Here is a 16,502-nt window from a genome sequence, read left to right as displayed (position 1 = left end):
TGAAGGGGAGGGGAGAAGTTCATATCAGTGCACGAACCGCGCGACCACGTCGCGATAGCTGCGCGACACCTTCACCTGCGCGTTCGACTGCAACACCAGGAAACACTCCCCATTGGTGTGCGGCTTCACTTCCTTGACCAGGTCGAGGTTGACGATCGTCGAGCGATGCACCCGCTGGAACCGGCGCGGATCGAGCCGCTTCTCCAGATCCTTCATCGTCTCGCGCAGGATCAGCGTGTTGTCGCCGGTGTAGATGCACATGTAATCGCCCGCCGCATCGATCCGCTCGATCGTGTCGACATCGACGCGGAAGATCTGCCCGCGATCCTTGATGTTGATCAGCTTCTCGAAGCGATTGGCCGAAACCTGCTCGCCGCCCTCGGCGAGGTTCTCGACCGAATCGGGCGCGATCTCGGCGATCACTTCCTTCAAGCGGTCGACTTCCTCGACCCCGCGCTTCTCGGTCAGCCGCTGGCGCACGCGGTCGAGCGTATCGGCGAGGCGCGATTCCTCGACCGGCTTCATCAGATAATCGACCGCGTCGGTCTCGAACGCCTTCAGCGCATGGTCGGAATAGGCGGTGACGAACACGAATAGCGGCGGCTCGACTTCCATCAGCCCCTGGACGACCGAGAAGCCGTCGAACCCCGGCATCTGGATGTCGAGAAAGACCAGATCGGGCTTGTGCGTCTTGATCGCACGGATCGCCTCGCGACCGTTCATGCAGGTGTCGACGATTTCCACGTCTTCATGCGCGGCAAGGCGCAGCGCGAGCCCCTGGGTAGCTAGTTTTTCGTCATCGACGAGGATGGTGCGGATCGTCATGCAAACTCTTTCTTCGGTTCCTCGAGCTGGAACGGGATTTCAATCTCGACCCCGAAACCGCCCCCCGGGATCGATCGCGTCTCGAATTTGTGGTCCGGCCCGTAAGCCTGGGCCAGCCTCTCCCTGATATTGGCAAGGCCAACCCCGGTTGAAAGAGCCTGGCTTGGAGAAACGCTCTGCCGCGCCTTTGTTTCGTTCAAGCCGGGGCCGGTGTCGGATACGACGATCTGCACCCGATCCCCGGTGAGCCGCGCGGTAACGGCGATTTCGGCGCCATCTTCCTGCGGGGTCACCGCGTATTTGATCGCGTTTTCGACGAGCGGCTGGAGCAGCAGCGACGGCAGCCGCGCCTTGGCGACGCGCACGTCGACGTCGAAGGTCGGCCGCAACCGCTCCTCGAAGCGCATCTTCTCGATCTCGAGATACAGTTTCAGCGTCTCGAACTCCTGCTGCACCGTGACGTGCGCGGTCGGCTCGTTGGCGAGCGTGTAGCGCAGGAACGACGACAGCCGCCCGAGCATCGCATTGGCGCGCTCGGTTTCCTTGAGCAGCACCAGCGTCGAGATCGAATTGAGCGTGTTGAACAGGAAATGCGGGTTGAGCTGATAGCGCAGCATCGCGAGCTGCGCCGACGACGCGGTGTTCTCGAGCGTGGCGAGCTGGTCGATCTGATCCTCGACGATCAGGTAGAAATTGATCCCGAAATAGAGCGCGGTCCACCCCGCGAGCACGGTGAAGTTGAGGAAGATCGTGCCGAGCACCAAGCTGATATTGAGCCCCGGGCTCTGCAGCTTGATGAACGAGAAGGAGAAGGCGTCGAGCACCGCGTAGAGCAAGGTCGCGGCGGCGAGCGTGATGATCGTCAGGATCGCCATCGCGAAGCGCGGCTGGCGGCGGTAATAATGGTACACCGTCGCGAGCAGCAGCGTGATGCTGTAGCCGACGATCGATTCGATCACGACAGGCACCACCACCGACACGTCGGCGGCATTCGACACGCTCGAGACGCCGCGGAGGATGAGATAGCCGGTCCAGCCGGCCGCTTGCAGCGTCCAGAAGGCGCGGCCCTTATCCTCGAAGAAGGGCCGCGAGAAGATCGCGGGTCGGGTGAAAAGCGGCATCCGACCATCTTAGCCCGGCTGGGCGCGTTGCGCAAAGCACCCGTCACCCCGGGCTTGTCCCGGGGTCCACCGCACCGCATATTCTGCGGGCTGTGTCCACGAGGCACGGTGGACCCCGGGACAAGCCCGGGGTGACGATAACACCGTGGAGAGCATCATGAACGACCAGCCCGACCGCGCGCAGTTCACCGCGATGGAGCACGGCACCCAGGCCGACTGGAGCCTGATCGCCGGCCATTTCGGCCAATTCGCCAGGACGCTCCCCAACCGCGTGCTGACACACCTCAAGCTGCTCGACGGCGATTATGGCGGCTTCCCGGTCGACCGGCTCGAACATTCGCTCCAGACCGCGACGCGCGCGCACCGCGACGGGCGCGACGAGGCCTATGTCGTGATGGCGCTGCTCCACGACATCGGCGATACGCTCGGCACCTACAACCATCCCGAGATCGGCGCTGCCATGCTGCGCCCGTTCGTGTCGGAGGAAGTCCACTGGATCGCCAACACCCACGGCGTGTTCCAGGGCTATTACTTCTTCCACTATATCGGCGGCGATCGCGACTTGCGCGAGCAATATCGCGGGCATCCGCATTTCGAGGCGTGTGCCGAATTCTGCGAGAAATACGATCAGGCGGCGTTCGACCCGACCTATGACAGCGCGCCTTTGTCGTTCTTCGAGCCGATGGTCGGCCGCGTCTTCGCGCGCCCGATCCAGTCGCTCTACGCCAAGGCCGCAGCGGAAGCGTGAGGCCCAAACGAAAACCGCCGCCCCCTTGCGGGGACGGCGGCCATCGTGACGAACTGTAAGAAGGCTTAGAGCCCGATCACCAGCGAGCCGGTGATCGACCGTGGCGTGCCGATGACGGCATTGCCGATCGAGTAGCGGTTGGGCAGGCCGACGAAGCCGCCCGAGCCGCTCAGGCCGCCGATATAGACCTTGTCGAACAGGTTGCTGACGTTGACCTGGAAGAAGGTCTTGCGGTTGTTGCCGAGCAGCTGGCCGATGTTGATGCGAACGTCGAGGTCGACGATCGTGTAGCTCGGGATCTTCGCACCGTAGATCTGGTTCTGCGATGCCACCGGGCACAGCCCGCCCGAAACGGTGCCGGTGCAGGTGTAGACCGGCAGGTTCTCGTCGTTGACGAAGCGCGAACCGGTGTACTTGGCCTGCGCGCCGAGATCGAAGATCCCGACGGTGCCCTGCAGACGACCGCCGCCCATCCAGGTCGGCGCGCCGCCCTCGCGCTTGCCCGCCGTCTGGAAGTAGTTGATCGTCGTGCCGGTACGACCCGCTTCGAAATTGTCGCGGATCTTCGAGTGCAGGTACGAACCGAACAGATACGCGGTCAGGTTGCGGACCGGCGTGTACGACACCGAGCCGTCGAAGCCGTATTTGTCGACCGTGCCGAGGTTGCGCGACACGCTGGCGTCGCTCTCGACGTCATAGATGGTGACGGTACGGTTCTTGAACTTGGTGTACCAGCCAGCGATCTGCGCCTGGACCTTGCCCGTCGTGTAGCGTGCACCGAGTTCGTAGCTGTCGGTCGTCTCGGGCTTGGGCTTCGACTGCGGCGAACCGTCGGCATAATAGAACGAGCTGTAGAGGTTGTCCGTGCTCGGCACCGACAGACCCTGCGAGAAGCTCGCATACATGCTGATCGCGTTGGTGAAGTTGTAGGTCAGGCCGACATTGGGCAGCGCGCGGTTGTAGTTGCGGATGCGGTTCTGCGGCGGCGCGAAGCCGACGACGCACGCCGAGGTCAACACCGCGCACGACGTACCCGCGACGACCGGACGGTTGACGCCGTTCACCGTCGTCACGCCCGGCGCGAAGTAGGTGTATGGGTTCGCTGCGGCATAGGCCGCGGTCTGCGGCGGCGAGACGCACGACACGTTGGTGTTGGCAGCGACCGTGAAGCAGTTCTGCGTCAAGTCGCGGCGGAAGAACGTGCCACGCACGCCGAGCGTCGCGACGAGCTTGTCGTCGAAGAACTTGCCGCGATATTCGGCCGAGACCTGGTTGAGGATCGCGAGCGACTTGCGGTTGCGCTTCTCGATCAGCGCGCCCTTGGCGTCGACGATGCCGCTGTTGACCGGGAACACGTCGAGCGGGGTGCCGTCGGTGTTGAGGAAGCCGGCTTCGCCCGTCTGGCGGTGGCGGCCGTAATCGCCGGTATAGGCGATGCGGACGCGGTTGTTCTCGTCGAACTCATAGGCGAGACCGGCGACGCCGACGAAGCGACGCGTCTGCGTCTGGCTCGGCGCGATTGCGAGAACGCTTGTGGTCGGGCTGATCACGCCGTCGCCGTTGAGATCGCGACCGGTGTAATAGCCAAAGCCGCCGGGCGCGCCGTTACCCGTGTTGCCCGTGGTGTTGATTACGCCGAGCACGCTGTTGGGGCCGCACGTGCGGACCGTCGTGCTGCCGAGATTGCCGCAACCTTCGAGCAGCGACACCGTGCCGCCGCCATTGGCCTTGACGTACTGATAGCTGGCATCGAGCGTGAGGACGAGCTTCGGCGTGAGCGTAAAGCGCGACCCGAAGCGGACGTTGCCCGTGTTCGACGGGTTGAAGCGACGGTCGAACTCGGTACCGCAGGCAGCGCCGGCGGTTGCGCCGGTCGGCGTCGGGCCACCGATGACGCACGGATAGTTGATGTTGTAGAAACGCTCTGCCCCGGTGAGCGGGGCGCGGTTCGAGGAGTTCGGACCGACGACGCGTGCGAAGGCGCCGTTGGTCAGATCGTTGCGCAGCGGCACCGAACCGAGGAAGTTGTTGCGGTTCTCGTTCCACTGGCCGGCGAGCGACAGGAAGTCGCCATTGTCGCCGAGATCCTTGAAGATGCGCGCGTTATACTGCTGCTTCTTCAGGCGCGAATAGTTGCTGAAGGGGTTGTCGGCGCTGATGCTCGACCCCGTGAAGAACGCGCGGACGCCGGTGTGCGCGATTTCGCCGGTGTCGACCGAGCCGTAGACGCGGAAGATCGAGCGGTTGAGCGGGTCGCCCTGGCCGAGATAGGTGCCGTAGGTGCCGCTCATCATCGCGCTGAAGTCTTGCGTCGGCTTGCGCGTGCGGATGTTGACGGTGCCGCCGACGGCCGAAGCGGTCGGGCTGTCGACGTCGGTCGAGCCGAGGTTGACGCTGATCGAGTCGAGCGTCTCGGGATCCTGCTGCTGGTTCGAATAGATCGCGTAGTTGCCGGTGTCGTTGAGCGGGATACCGTCGAGCGTCTGCGAGATGCGCGAGCTGTCGAAGCCGCGGATCGTGAAGGTGCCGCCGGCGGCGCCGGTCGCGTCGTTGTTCTGGAAGCTGACGCCGGGGACCAGATTGATGATCTCGTTGACGGTCTGGCCCGGACGCTGGCGGCTGATCGTGTCGGCGCCGACGGTGATGCGCGTCTTGGGGACGTCGGGAACGGTGATGCCGCCCTTGCCGGTCTTCGTGCCGGTGACGACGATGTCGGTGCCCGCGTCAAAGTCGGTCGAACCCGACGACTGCGCGAAGGCTACGCCCGGAATCAGGAGCGCGGCAAACGCCACGCCAGTGAATAGCTTCGTGTTCATGCTCGTTCCCCACAGAATATCGTGATCGTCGGCGTTCGGCCTCTAGCCGTCACGCTCCGTCGACCGGAGCCCCTGCACGCGTTATATTTCTGTTCAATGACAAGTCATGCAGACTGTTCATCTTCGGTTGAAAACGGTTGGGAACCGTTGCATATTAGCATCACAGGGTAACCGACGGGGCGTCCGGGACTTAGCGGGCGGCGGCGACGATCTCGGCCCAACCTGCTTCGTCGATCACCGTAACTTTCAGATCCGCCGCCTTTTTCAGTTTCGATCCTGCGCCAGGCCCCGCGACGACGAGATCGGTCTTGGCCGAGACCGATCCGGCCACGCGCGCACCGAGCAGTTCGGCCTGCGCCTTGGCCTCGTCGCGACTCATCGTCTCGAGGCTGCCGGTGAACACCACGGTCTTGCCGCTGACCGGCGACTCGCGGGTCTGATGGACGACGTCGGTCGGCGTCACTTCGCGCAGCAGCGCCGCGACGACGTCGCGATTGTGCGGCTCGGCGAAGAACTCGATCAGCGCGTCGGCGACTTCGGGGCCGATCCCCGCGGTCTCGATCGCATCGGCGAGCACGCGGCCGCGCCGCACGACGAACTTCGCCTCGGTTTCGCCGAGTGCGGGCACCGTCGCTTCGCGCACCGCGCGAACGCGCGCGATCATCTCGGCGAACGCCGCATAGCTGACATAGCGTCGCGCAAGGTCACGCGCGGTGATCTCGCCAACATGGCGGATGCCGAGCGCGAACAGGAAACGGTCGAGCCCGATCTCGCGCCGCAGGTCGATCGCCGCGAGCAATTTGTCGACGACGAGTTCGGACATCCGCTCGCGCGTCACCAGCGCGGCGCGGTGTTCGTGGAGCCGGAAGATATCGGCGGGCGAGGCGATCAGCCCGTCGCGGAAGAACTCCTCGATCCGCACCAGCCCGAGGCCGCTAATGTCATAGGCGTGGCGCGAGACGAAATGGATCAGCCGCTCGACGCGCTGCGCCGGGCAGATCAGCCCGCCGGTGCAGCGCACGACGACCTCGCCCTCGCCACGCTCGGCGAGCGAGCCGCATTCGGGGCAGGTGGTCGGGAAGGCGAAGGCGGGGCGCTCCTCGCTTTGCGTCAGCACCTCGACGATCTGCGGGATGACGTCGCCCGCGCGCTGCAGCACGACGCGGTCGCCGACGCGCGCGCCGAGCCGCTCGATCTCGTCGGCATTGTGCAGCGTGGCATTGGTGACGACGACGCCGCCGACCGTCACGGGCGCGAGCCGCGCGACCGGGGTCAGCGCGCCGGTGCGACCGACCTGGATGTCGATCGCCGTCAGCGTGGTCTCGGCGCGCTCGGCGGGGAATTTGTGCGCGATCGCCCAGCGCGGGGTGCGCCCGACGGTGCCGAGCCGCGCCTGCCAGTCGAGCCGGTCGAGCTTGTAGACGACGCCGTCGATGTCGAACGGGAGGTCGGCGCGCTGGTGTTCGATCGCGCGGTAGACGGCGAGCGCGGCGTCGGTCGTTGGTGCGTGCGCGAAACCGCTCGCGACCTGGAAGCCCCAGTCGCAGAGTTTGGCAACGTTGGCGCTTTGCGTCTCGCCGGGGAGCGCGCTGGTTTCGCCCCAGCCCCAGGCGAAGAAGCGGAGCGGCCGCGTCGCGGTGACCGCGGCGTCCTTCTGGCGGAGCGACCCTGCGGCGGCGTTGCGGGGGTTGGCGAACTGGCGCGCGTCCTTGCCGGCGGCTTCGGCCTCGGCGAGCAGCCGGGCGTTGAGGCCGGCGAAATCGGCCTTCGCCATATACACCTCGCCGCGCACCTCGAAAATGTCGGGCGCGTCGGCGGGGAGGCTCTGCGGGATATCGGGGATGTGCGCGACATTGGCGGTGACGTCCTCGCCGACCTGCCCGTCGCCGCGGGTCAATGCCTGGACGAGCCGACGCTGTTCGTAGCGCAGCGAGCAGGACAGGCCGTCGATCTTGGGCTCGGCGGTCAGCTCGACCGGCGCATCGTCGGCCAGCGCGAGGAAGCGCCGCACACGCGCGACGAATTCGGCGACGTCCTCGTCGGTAAAGGCATTGTCGAGGCTGGTCATCGCGCGGGCATGCGCGACCTTGGCGAGATGCGCGGCGGGTGCGGCGCCGACCTGGAGCGCTGGCGAATCGGCGCGGACGAGCTGCGGGAAGGCCGCTTCTAGCGCGGTGTTGCGCGCGCGGAGCGCATCGAAGGCGGCGTCGCTGATCTCGGGCGCGTCATCGGTGTGATAGCGCGCGTTGTGATAGGCGATCTGCTCCGCCAGCCGCGCGAGTTCGGCAGCGGCGTCGGTTTCGGTGGCGGGGAGGGGAGCGCTCATCGCTCGGCGTTACCGGAGAGCGGGGGGCGGCATCAAGCTGTGGCGTCGTCCCGGAGATACCGATTGGCGGGAATTATTGGGAGACAACCGTTCCCCAGAAATCCTCCCCCTGGTGGAAAGCGATCCTACGCCATCGCCGTCACCCCGGCGAAAGCCGGGGCCGCCCTCCTGGTGTCCCGCCGCCCGCCACGCCGTCGGAAGGCCCCGGCTTCCGCCGGGGCGACGGCTAAGGCCATGTCTGGCTTTGGGTGGTTAGGCGACGGGCAGCTTCCGGAGCGGGGACAGTGGAAAGCAGCCGTTCACTGTGGCAAGCTGGCAATATGATCGATATTCCCGCATGGCCTGCGAAGTTGACGCGGGAACAGCAAAAAGCGGTAAAGCAACGCAACAATGATTTCGACGCTGCGCTGAAACGCGATGCTCGTGCAGCCGGTTGGCGTTATGCTCGGGGAACAATTTTCCGTCAGTCTGCCGATTGGTTTATCAGCATTCTGCCTTCGTTGCTATGGGAGCGCGGCGCTGTCGTCCGTATGGAGGTCAAACCAATGGCGATAGACCCGCTATTCTGGGACATCGTCGGATTAAGCGATAACAACAAGCTGCCCCTTTCTTTTCGGGCAACAGGGGCATGGGTTTTGCGACCACCTTCGACCGAAAGCTGTGTTGGACTGCATACAATTGAAGTCGAGCTGCTTGCCAAAGACGTTTTCGAATGGGGCAACAAACAGGTGAGCCAGATTCTGACGAGCATCTCCGTTGCGTCCATGCTGGGCGCACTGCCGGGAAGCCATAAAGTCCGGGCTCACCGCGCATTGGCCATCTGCCTTCACATTTTGGCGAAGGACATGGACGGCGCATTCGAGCTTTGTCGGTTGAACGATCCTGATACTCACCCCTTGATGCAAGAGAACGGTGGCTTCACGACGCACAATGGCGACGGTTCAGTTTCGACGTTTCTTGACCAAGCGCGCGACTGGATCGCTCGCAAGCGGCGAGAAGAAATGATTGTCGTTTGACGCCGACGATCCTCGGTTTCGGCGGCTTTCGGGCGGCGCTTGCTGGTCGATTTTCGACCGACATTGGTCGAAAGCAGACACGGCGCTGTCCTCCACCCGCCGTTCATGATATGTACCGAAACCGCTCTTTGAAATCGTCTAACTCGCACAACAGCATTATGCCGCGAACGGAAACGATCGCCTTCGCAAACACCGCGTCTTGGGGTCAATCGAGTCAACCCAGTTGCGACCGTTCGCAATAAGCTCACGCCCTAATCGTCATCCTCGTTCATCTCAGCCGCAAGCTTGGCTTCTTCGTTGACCGACTTGCGCTCGGCGGTCTTTTCGGCGCGGGTCGCCATTTCGTCCCACGCCTTGGCGGCGCGCAGATGGCGCGTGCGGACGTTGTCGAGCGTGGCGGTGGCAGCTTCGGACTCGGCCTGGCGGGCGCGGTCGCGATAGAAGATGGCGGTGGTGTTCGTCGGAGGTCTCCTGAGCGAGGGAGGGGCCACATAAAAAGGGGTGCCGCCGGTTGGCGACACCCCCAAACGCGTCAGGCCTGGGCGAGACGGACGGCCGAGACCTTGCCGCGGCGATCTTCTTCCAGCTCGTACGAAACGCGCTGGTCGCGATCGAGCGTCGCCATGCCGGCGGCTTCGACCGCGCTGATATGGACGAACGCATCGCCGCCGCCGCCCTCAGGCGCAATGAAACCGTAACCCTTGTCGGCGTTGAAGAACTTAACGGTGCCGATAGCCATAGTGTATTCCTTAGTGCCGGATCGCCGCGCAGATCATGCGAAAGCGCCGGAGTGGGGCCGAGATCAAAGACGGATGCGACGTCCGGCCCCGGCCGGCGCATCCGATGACGGTGTCACCCGCGCGCGGTGGGTCCGCAGCGGGCTGGGTGACGAAAGGGGGTGAACAGAGAAACCAAAATGCGCGTCCGGTGCCAATCAAGCGGGAGCGCAGGGGGTCTCTCAGTCGCGAAAAAGCTTGTACGGACTCGCGCGATGCAAGTGCTATAGCAGGTCGTTACGCAAAAGTCGCGCGCTATACAGCACCGGGCGGGCGCGCTAGCCTTTGCGCATCCGGGATGGGGTTTGCCGACATGATCTTGCCGCTGCTCGTTGCATTGCAGACCGCCGATTCCCCCGAGCCGCAACGCGCGGCGCGCGCGAGCGTCGATCTCCCGGCGGCCTGGCATCCCGGCGGCTGTTCGAGCACCGAGCCGTCGCGCGACATCGTCGTCTGCGGCAAGCGCGACGCGGGCGAACAGTATCGCGTCCGGCCTCTGCCCGAGAAATATGCCGAGGTCGGCGGGCCCGGGATCGGGGTCGATCTCGGCAAGGGCGCGCGGGGGAACCTCCATACCGAGCCTGGCGCGACGATCGACGGCAAGCTCGCCAAGCGGATCCTGTTCACGGTGACGATGCCGTTTTGAGCGGAGCGTCGACCCCGATAGCCGCCACCCCGGCCCTGTGCCGGGGTCCACCGTGCCGCGCATCCTGCCCACCCAGCACGCGTGGGACGGTGCGCCCCGGCACAAGGCCGGGGTGACGACGGGGAAGGGCTTCGAGGAGTCCCTCAGGCCGTCTCGATCAACCGCTCCGCCTGTGCGCGCGCTTCCGGGGTGATCGTCGCGCCAGACAGCATCCGCGCGATCTCCTCGCGGCGCTGCGCGATGTCGAGCGCGGTCACGCCGGTCCGCGTGACCACGCCGTCGTGGCGCTTGGCGATCAGCAGATGATGCCCGCCGCGCGCCGCGACCTGCGGGCTGTGCGTGACGACGAGCAATTGCGTGGCATCGGCAAGCCGGGCGAGCCGCTCGCCGATCGCGCTCGCCACGGCACCGCCGACACCGCGGTCGATCTCGTCGAAGATCATCGTCGCGGCACCGCCCTGCTCGGCGAGCGCGACCTTCAGCGCGAGAATGAAGCGCGACAATTCTCCACCCGACGCGATCTTGACGAGCGGTGCGAACGGCGCGCCGGGGTTGGTCGAGATCTCGAACTCGACACGGTCCTTGCCCGCCGCCGACCATGCCTCGGGCGGGGCAGGTGCGACAACGGTCCGGAAACGCGCGGCGTCGAGCTTGAGCGGAACGAGCTCGCCCTTCACCGCAGCATCGAGCTGGAGCGCGGCGGCGGTACGCGCCTTGGTCAGCGCGGCGGCGGCAGTGTCATAGGCGGCGCGCGCCTTGGTCAGTTTCACCTCGAGCGCGGCAAGCCCCTCTTCGCCGGCTTCGAGCGCCGCGAGCTTGGCTTCGAGCTCGCTCGCCAGACCCGCCAGCTCGTCAGGCTGGACGCGGTGCTTGCGCGCCATTGCGCGCAACTCGAACAGCCGCGTCTCGTCATCCTCGAGGCTGGCGGGATCGAACCACAGATCGGTCTTCGCCTCGCGCAGCTTCTCCTCGGCGACCGCGCCCTCGATCACCGCGCGGTCGACCGCGGCGAGCGCGTCGGCGAGCGCACTATGATCCTCGGCGATGCGTTCGAGCACGCGCGCCGCCTGGCGGAGTTGGGCGAGCCCGCCATCCGATCCCTCGAGCCAATTCTCGATCGCAAGCAGATCCTCGGCGATCTTTTCCGAGCGCTGCATCGTCCGGCGGCGATCGGCGAGAGCCTCTTCTTCACCCGGCTCGGGCGCGAGTGTGCGGAGTTCGCCGACGGCATGTTCGAGCCACTCGCGGTCGCGCGCCGCGGTGTCGATCGTCGCGCGCGCTTCGGCGAGCGCCGCCTCGGCATCGCGCAGCGCCTTGTAGCTGGCGGCGGTCGATCCCGCCGCAACGCGCCCGAACGCGTCGAGCAGCGCACGATGACCGCGCGCGTTGAGCAGCCCGCGATCGTCATGCTGCCCGTGGATCTCGACGAGATACGGCGCGAGTTCGCGCAGCAGCCCGGCAGACGCAGGCTGATCGTTGACGAAGGCGCGGCTGCCGCCATCGGCCTTGACGATGCGGCGGATCATCAGCGGCTCGCCGGGGTCGAGCTCGAGCCCGTTTTCGGTAAGCAGCGCAACGACCGGGCCATCCGGCGCGGGGGTGTCGAAGGTGGCGGTGACGATCGCCTGCGCGGCACCCTGGCGGACGAGGCCGGCTTCGCCGCGCGCGCCGAGCGCAAGCCCGAGCGCGTCGAGCAGGATCGACTTGCCCGCGCCGGTCTCGCCCGTCAGCACGCCGAGGCCCTGCCCGAACTGCAGGTCCAGCGCTTCGATCAGCACGACGTCGCGAATGGCCAGGGAGATCAGCATGGGGTCGCCTTGCCCTTTAGCCGAGTTGACCGCGTTCCGGTAACGTTCTTTTCAATCGAACCGGCGCCGGCGCGACTCAGTTGCCCGGATTGGGGTTGCCCGGGTTGGTCCCCGAGCCGCCGCCGATCGGGGCGGCTGCGCTGGTGTCGCGCTTGATGTCGTTGCTCTTGCCCGGAATCGAATCGGCGACGCTGGTCCGGTCGGCAACGATCTGCTGCCCCGGCGCGAGCGCGGCGACGTTCACCGGGGGATGCTCGTTGCTGAGCTTGTAGGCGCGCTCGTACCACTGCGTTCCGGGATAATTGGCGCCGAGCACGGCGGCCGACTTGCGCGCCTCGTCAGGAACGCCGAGCGCAAGATAAGTCTCGGTCAGCCGCATCAGCGCCTCGGGCGTGTGCGTCGTCGTCTGATATTCCTCGACGACCTTGCGGAAGCGGCCGTTGGCGGCGAGCCACTGCCCGCGCACTTCGTAGAAGCGCCCGATCTCCATTTCCTTGCCGGCGAGATGGTCACGGACCAGATCGACCTTCAGCCGCGCATCGGCGGCGTAGCGCGTGTTGGGATAGCGGCGCATCAGCTCGCCGAGCGAATCGAGCGCCTGCTGCGTGATTTTCTGGTCGCGTGTGACGTCGCTGATCTGCTCGTAATAGCCGAGCGAGACGAGGTAATAGGCATAGGCGGCGTCGCGGTTGCCCGGATGCACCGTCAAAAAGCGCTGCGCCGACTGGATCGAGGCGGTGTAGTCATGCGCGAGATAGTAACTGAACGCGCTCATCAACTGCGCGCGGCGCGCCCATACCGAATAGGGGTGCTGGCGCTCGACTTCGTCGAACAGCGCGGCGGCGATCTTGTAATTGCGCTGATCGAGCTGTTTCCGCGCTGCCGTATAAAGCGTGCCGACGTCGCGCGCGACATAGGGGATGTCGCCCTTGGTCCTGTTGCGCGCGCACCCCGTGGTGGTGAGCGCGGTCGCGGCGATCAGACCGATCGCGAGGCTGCGGAGAAAGGGCGAGCGGGGCAGGGGGGTGCGCATTGGCGCCAGCCTTAGCGCAACCGCCGACGCGCGAACAATCCTTTTAACGCGCACGGATCGCTTGGACGCGACGATGCGTTGGCATATGAGGCACCGACAGGAGAATCATCGCCGTGACTGCCACTCTGCTCGCCACCAAACGCGTCGAAAAGCCCTGGGGGCGTCATACCTTGTGGCCCGGTTTTGCCGATCCTGCGCCCGGTGGTGAAAAGGTCGGCGAAGTGTGGTTCCAGACGCCGCATGCGGGCGAGCCAGAATTGCTGATCAAATATCTGTTCACCAGCGAGAAATTGTCGGTGCAGGTGCATCCGGATGACGCTGCCGCGCAGGCCGCGGGCTATCCGCGCGGCAAGGACGAAGCGTGGCTGATCCTCGCCGCCGAACCCGATTCGACCATCGCGATCGGGACGCTCGAGCCGATGACCCATGAGCAGTTGCGCACCGCCTCGCTCGACGGCTCGATCGAGCATCTGCTCGATTGGAAGCCGGTCAAGGCGGGCGACTTTTACTATAACGAGGCCGGCACGATCCACGCGATCGGCGCAGGGATCACGACGATCGAAGTCCAGCAGAACGTCGATCTGACCTATCGCCTGTACGATTATGGCAGCGACCGCGAACTGCATCTCGATGCCGGGGTCAAGGTGTCCGACCCAGTGCCGTTCGTGCCGCTGCCGACGCCCCCCTCTGACGGCAAGGACCATCAGATCCTGTCCGAGGGCCCCAAGTTCGTGACCGAGCGCTTCGCTGGCGGCCACCGCGTGATCGACCTTCCCCAAGGCGTTCCGGGCTGGTTCGTCCCCGTGGCGGGTTCGGGCACGGTCGATGGTGTCGCGTTCAAGGCGGGCGAGTGCCTGTTGCTCGAGGGCCGCTGCGAGATTTCGTCCGACGCCGAGAGCGACTTGCTGCTCGCCTATCCGGGCGACAAGCGCATCTGATCGATCGCGTCTCCCCTCGCGGACACGCGAGGGGAGAAGACCTTTACACTCTCGTGCTAGCGATGCGGCCATGCTCCGTGTCCTCACCCTCTCCACGCTGTTCCCCGATGCGTCGCGGCCGAACTTCGGCGTTTTCGTCGAGCGGCAGACGTTGGGACTGGCGGCCCATCCGGACATCGATCTCAGGCTGGTCGCGCCGGTCGGGCTGCCGCCGTGGCCGCTGTCGCGCCATGCCCATTATGCGGCGCTATCCGCGCTTCCCGAGCGCGAGACGTGGAAGGGTCTCGCGACCTGTCGCCCACGCTTTACGACGCTACCGGGGACGGCGGGGCGATTCCATGCACGCGCGCTGACTAAGCGGCTGATCCCACTCCTCACCCAGATCCGCCGCGACTTCGCCTTCGACGTAATCGACGCCGAGTTCTTCTTTCCCGACGGCCCCGCCGCAGTCGCGCTCGGCCAGTATTTCGGTGTGCCGGTGTCGATCAAGGCACGCGGCGCCGATATCCACCATTGGGGCACCACATCCGCCACCAGCGCACAGGTCGTGACGGCCGGGCAAACGGCGAACGGCGTGCTGGCGGTATCGCAGGCGATGCGCGCCGACATGATCGCGCTTGGTATCCCGGCGGAGCGGATCCGCGTCCATCATACCGGCGTCGATCTCGACCGTTTCGCGCCGCGCGACCGCAGCGTGGGTAAGGCAAGGTACGGCGTGACGGGGCCATTGGTCGTCTCGGTCGGCGCTCTCATCCCGCGCAAGGGCCATGACGTCGTGATCGACGCGGTCGCGTCGCTGCCTGGCACCACGTTGCTGATCGCTGGCGAAGGTCCTGCGCGCGCCGCGCTCGAGTCGCAGATCGCTACGCGCGGCGTCGGCGACCGCGTGCGCTTGCTCGGCGCGATCCCGCATGGCGACTTGCCGGGGCTGTTGGCGGCGGCCGACCTGATGGCGCTTGCATCAGCGTCCGAGGGGCTGGCGAACGCTTGGGTCGAGGCGCTCGCATGCGGCACGCCAATCGTCATCACCGGCGCCGGCGGGGCGATGGAGGTGGTGACCGACGCCGCTTATGGCCGTATCGCCGACCGCACAGCGCAGGCCTTTGCTGCAGCGATCGCAGCGCTGCTCGCCGATCCGCCGCCGCCCGCGGCAGTGCGAACCGGCGCCGCGCGCTTCACCTGGGCGGCGAACACCGCCGCCTTGGTCGATCACCTCAGCCAGTTGGTTTCACTGCGCCGCTGAAATCGCCTGCTTGCCCGCCCAGACCTTCGCCTGTGCATCGCTCAGTTCGACCAGATTGCCCATCACGACGGGCATGTCGACCAAGTGCAGTCCCCAATCCTTCAGCATGCGCGTGCCAACCACGACATCGCCGACGATCGTCGGCGTGCGTTTGTCGGTCGGCTTGGCGTTTACCGACACCGCCAGATAGCTGAACTTGCCGTTGGTGGTGCAGGCGGTGCTGATCAGCCCAGGAACCTTGACGAAGGGCGTGGTCACCGCCGCGGCGTCCGTCGTCCATGGGCCCATCGGCGCGCTCGCCATTCCGGCGCCACGCGTGCCGAGATAGGCGTCGCTCACCGCCGTGCCGCCGCCGAGTGCGGCCGGATTGACGCACGCCGCGACCATCCCGGGCTGCGGCACGACGCCGAAGCGGCTGTTCTCGGGCGGGGGCGAATCGGCGCGGAAGCTGACATAGCTGACGACGCAGCCGACATCCTTGGCGGTGTGGCAGAGCGGCGTCGCTTTGAGATCGCCGCCGACATCCTTGCCCGCGGGCACCGCGACATTGGTGCCTGGGATGAGCACCGAAATGATGAGTCTCTGCGTCGGCGTCCCCTCGATCGCATCGGCGACGAGCTGCTTGAGGATTCCCGAACCCTGACTGTGGCCAATCAGCACGACGCCGCGGCCGTGATTGTCATAGGCGAGATATTCGTCCCACGCCGCCTTCACGTCGCGATACGCCATCGCGCGGTCGGCAAGGACGGGCTTGCCCAGCAGCAATGCCTGGAGGGCGGTGAGCGTGACCTGGCGGTAGAGCGGCGCGAAGACGCGGCAGTGCGCGGCGAAGCGTCCGGCTTGTGCTGCGGCGACGGTGTTCTCCTCGGGGCCGGCGATCATGTCGCTGTTCGGAGTGCGATCGAGCGAAACCGTCGGATAGACGTAGAAGCAGTCGAACTTGGGGTTGCTGGTCGGCGAAAATTTCTCGGTGCTACGCGAACCATCGGCCTTGATGATCGTCGCGTCCTGGTTCGCATCGCACGGATCAACCTTGCCCGGCCGACATAGCCAGTTCTCGGGCTTGCCATAGTCCGGCGAAGCGGCGGGAGCGGCGGCGGGCTGCGTCTGCGCGGCAACGGCGCCCGGCGCGACAAACAGGCTCAAGCCCAGCACGATCGATTTCATGAAACGTCTCCCCCCAACATCTTTGGGCAGGAGGATAGC

At 65.8% G+C, this 16,502-nt stretch carries 14 protein-coding genes; 5 read left to right on the top strand and 9 right to left on the bottom strand.

Features of this window, described 5'->3' with window-relative positions; genetic code table 11:
* Positions 1 to 24: 24 nt before the first annotated feature.
* Entirely contained in the window at positions 25 to 825 is an 801-nt protein-coding gene (locus IE187_RS09120) for a LytR/AlgR family response regulator transcription factor (protein ID WP_010185313.1), read from the bottom strand.
* Positions 822 to 1,946 (bottom strand): sensor histidine kinase, encoded by a 1,125-nt coding sequence (locus IE187_RS09115; RefSeq protein ID WP_133186092.1) that lies wholly within the window; start codon positions 1,944 to 1,946, stop codon positions 822 to 824. Before IE187_RS09115 ends, IE187_RS09120 begins: the two co-directional genes overlap by 4 nt.
* A gap of 157 nt (positions 1,947 to 2,103) precedes the next feature.
* Here IE187_RS09115 and IE187_RS09110 point away from each other — a divergent pair, with 157 nt between their 5' ends.
* Complete coding sequence (locus IE187_RS09110) at positions 2,104 to 2,694, top strand: HD domain-containing protein (protein WP_189675968.1); 591 nt, start codon at positions 2,104 to 2,106, stop codon at positions 2,692 to 2,694.
* 65 nt (positions 2,695 to 2,759) lie between these two features.
* On the opposite strand, the gene IE187_RS09105 is transcribed toward IE187_RS09110, so the two are convergent.
* Both IE187_RS09105 and ligA read right to left on the bottom strand, forming a co-directional pair.
* The gene (locus IE187_RS09105) at positions 2,760 to 5,510 is read right to left on the bottom strand and encodes a TonB-dependent receptor (protein WP_189675967.1); all 2,751 of its coding nucleotides are present in this window, start codon (positions 5,508 to 5,510) and stop codon (positions 2,760 to 2,762) included.
* A 190-nt stretch (positions 5,511 to 5,700) separates the two neighbouring features.
* A complete protein-coding gene (ligA, locus tag IE187_RS09100) occupies positions 5,701 to 7,836 on the bottom strand; it encodes an NAD-dependent DNA ligase LigA (protein ID WP_189675966.1) in 2,136 nt (711 codons plus the stop codon).
* Positions 7,837 to 8,156: 320 nt separating this feature from the next.
* On the opposite strand from ligA, the gene IE187_RS09095 reads away from it, so the two are divergent.
* Positions 8,157 to 8,852 (top strand): hypothetical protein, encoded by a 696-nt coding sequence (locus tag IE187_RS09095; protein ID WP_189675965.1) that lies wholly within the window; start codon positions 8,157 to 8,159, stop codon positions 8,850 to 8,852.
* Positions 8,853 to 9,103: 251 nt separating this feature from the next.
* Here the strand turns inward: IE187_RS09095 and IE187_RS09090 are convergent, their stop codons facing one another.
* Together IE187_RS09090 and IE187_RS09085 are read right to left on the bottom strand one after the other, a co-directional pair.
* Entirely contained in the window at positions 9,104 to 9,343 is a 240-nt protein-coding gene (locus tag IE187_RS09090) for a hypothetical protein (RefSeq protein WP_229839318.1), read from the bottom strand.
* 41 nt (positions 9,344 to 9,384) lie between these two features.
* The gene (locus tag IE187_RS09085) at positions 9,385 to 9,591 is read right to left on the bottom strand and encodes a cold-shock protein (protein ID WP_010185321.1); all 207 of its coding nucleotides are present in this window, start codon (positions 9,589 to 9,591) and stop codon (positions 9,385 to 9,387) included.
* Positions 9,592 to 9,941: 350 nt separating this feature from the next.
* Here IE187_RS09085 and IE187_RS09080 point away from each other — a divergent pair, with 350 nt between their 5' ends.
* Entirely contained in the window at positions 9,942 to 10,274 is a 333-nt protein-coding gene (locus IE187_RS09080; protein ID WP_133186100.1) for a hypothetical protein, read from the top strand.
* Between the two features lie 143 nt (positions 10,275 to 10,417).
* Here the strand turns inward: IE187_RS09080 and recN are convergent, their stop codons facing one another.
* Together recN and IE187_RS09070 are read right to left on the bottom strand one after the other, a co-directional pair.
* On the bottom strand, positions 10,418 to 12,082 hold the full coding sequence (gene recN, locus IE187_RS09075) for a DNA repair protein RecN (protein ID WP_189675964.1): 1,665 nt from the start codon (positions 12,080 to 12,082) through the stop codon (positions 10,418 to 10,420).
* Positions 12,083 to 12,158: 76 nt separating this feature from the next.
* On the bottom strand, positions 12,159 to 13,115 hold the full coding sequence (locus IE187_RS09070) for an outer membrane protein assembly factor BamD (protein ID WP_133186104.1): 957 nt from the start codon (positions 13,113 to 13,115) through the stop codon (positions 12,159 to 12,161).
* A gap of 113 nt (positions 13,116 to 13,228) precedes the next feature.
* Between IE187_RS09070 and IE187_RS09065 the strand changes: the two genes are divergently transcribed.
* Together IE187_RS09065 and IE187_RS09060 are read left to right on the top strand one after the other, a co-directional pair.
* Entirely contained in the window at positions 13,229 to 14,053 is an 825-nt protein-coding gene (locus IE187_RS09065) for a class I mannose-6-phosphate isomerase (RefSeq protein ID WP_189675963.1), read from the top strand.
* Positions 14,054 to 14,123: 70 nt separating this feature from the next.
* Positions 14,124 to 15,296 carry a glycosyltransferase gene (locus tag IE187_RS09060; RefSeq protein WP_189675962.1) on the top strand — a complete coding sequence of 391 codons (1,173 nt, stop codon included), beginning with the start codon at positions 14,124 to 14,126 and terminating at the stop codon, positions 15,294 to 15,296.
* On the opposite strand, the gene IE187_RS09055 is transcribed toward IE187_RS09060, so the two are convergent.
* Positions 15,282 to 16,463: a DUF3089 domain-containing protein gene (locus IE187_RS09055; RefSeq protein WP_189675961.1), complete on the bottom strand. Its 1,182-nt coding sequence runs from the start codon at positions 16,461 to 16,463 to the stop codon at positions 15,282 to 15,284. The two genes, IE187_RS09060 and IE187_RS09055, sit on opposite strands and share 15 nt — an antisense overlap.
* Positions 16,464 to 16,502 lie beyond the last annotated feature (39 nt).

The sequence above is a fragment of the Sphingomonas glacialis genome (assembly GCF_014653575.1).
Taxonomy (GTDB): Bacteria; Pseudomonadota; Alphaproteobacteria; order Sphingomonadales; family Sphingomonadaceae; genus Sphingomonas; species Sphingomonas glacialis.
The sequence above is the reverse complement of the archived record's forward strand: the minus strand, read 5'-3'. Positions and strand labels throughout refer to the sequence as shown.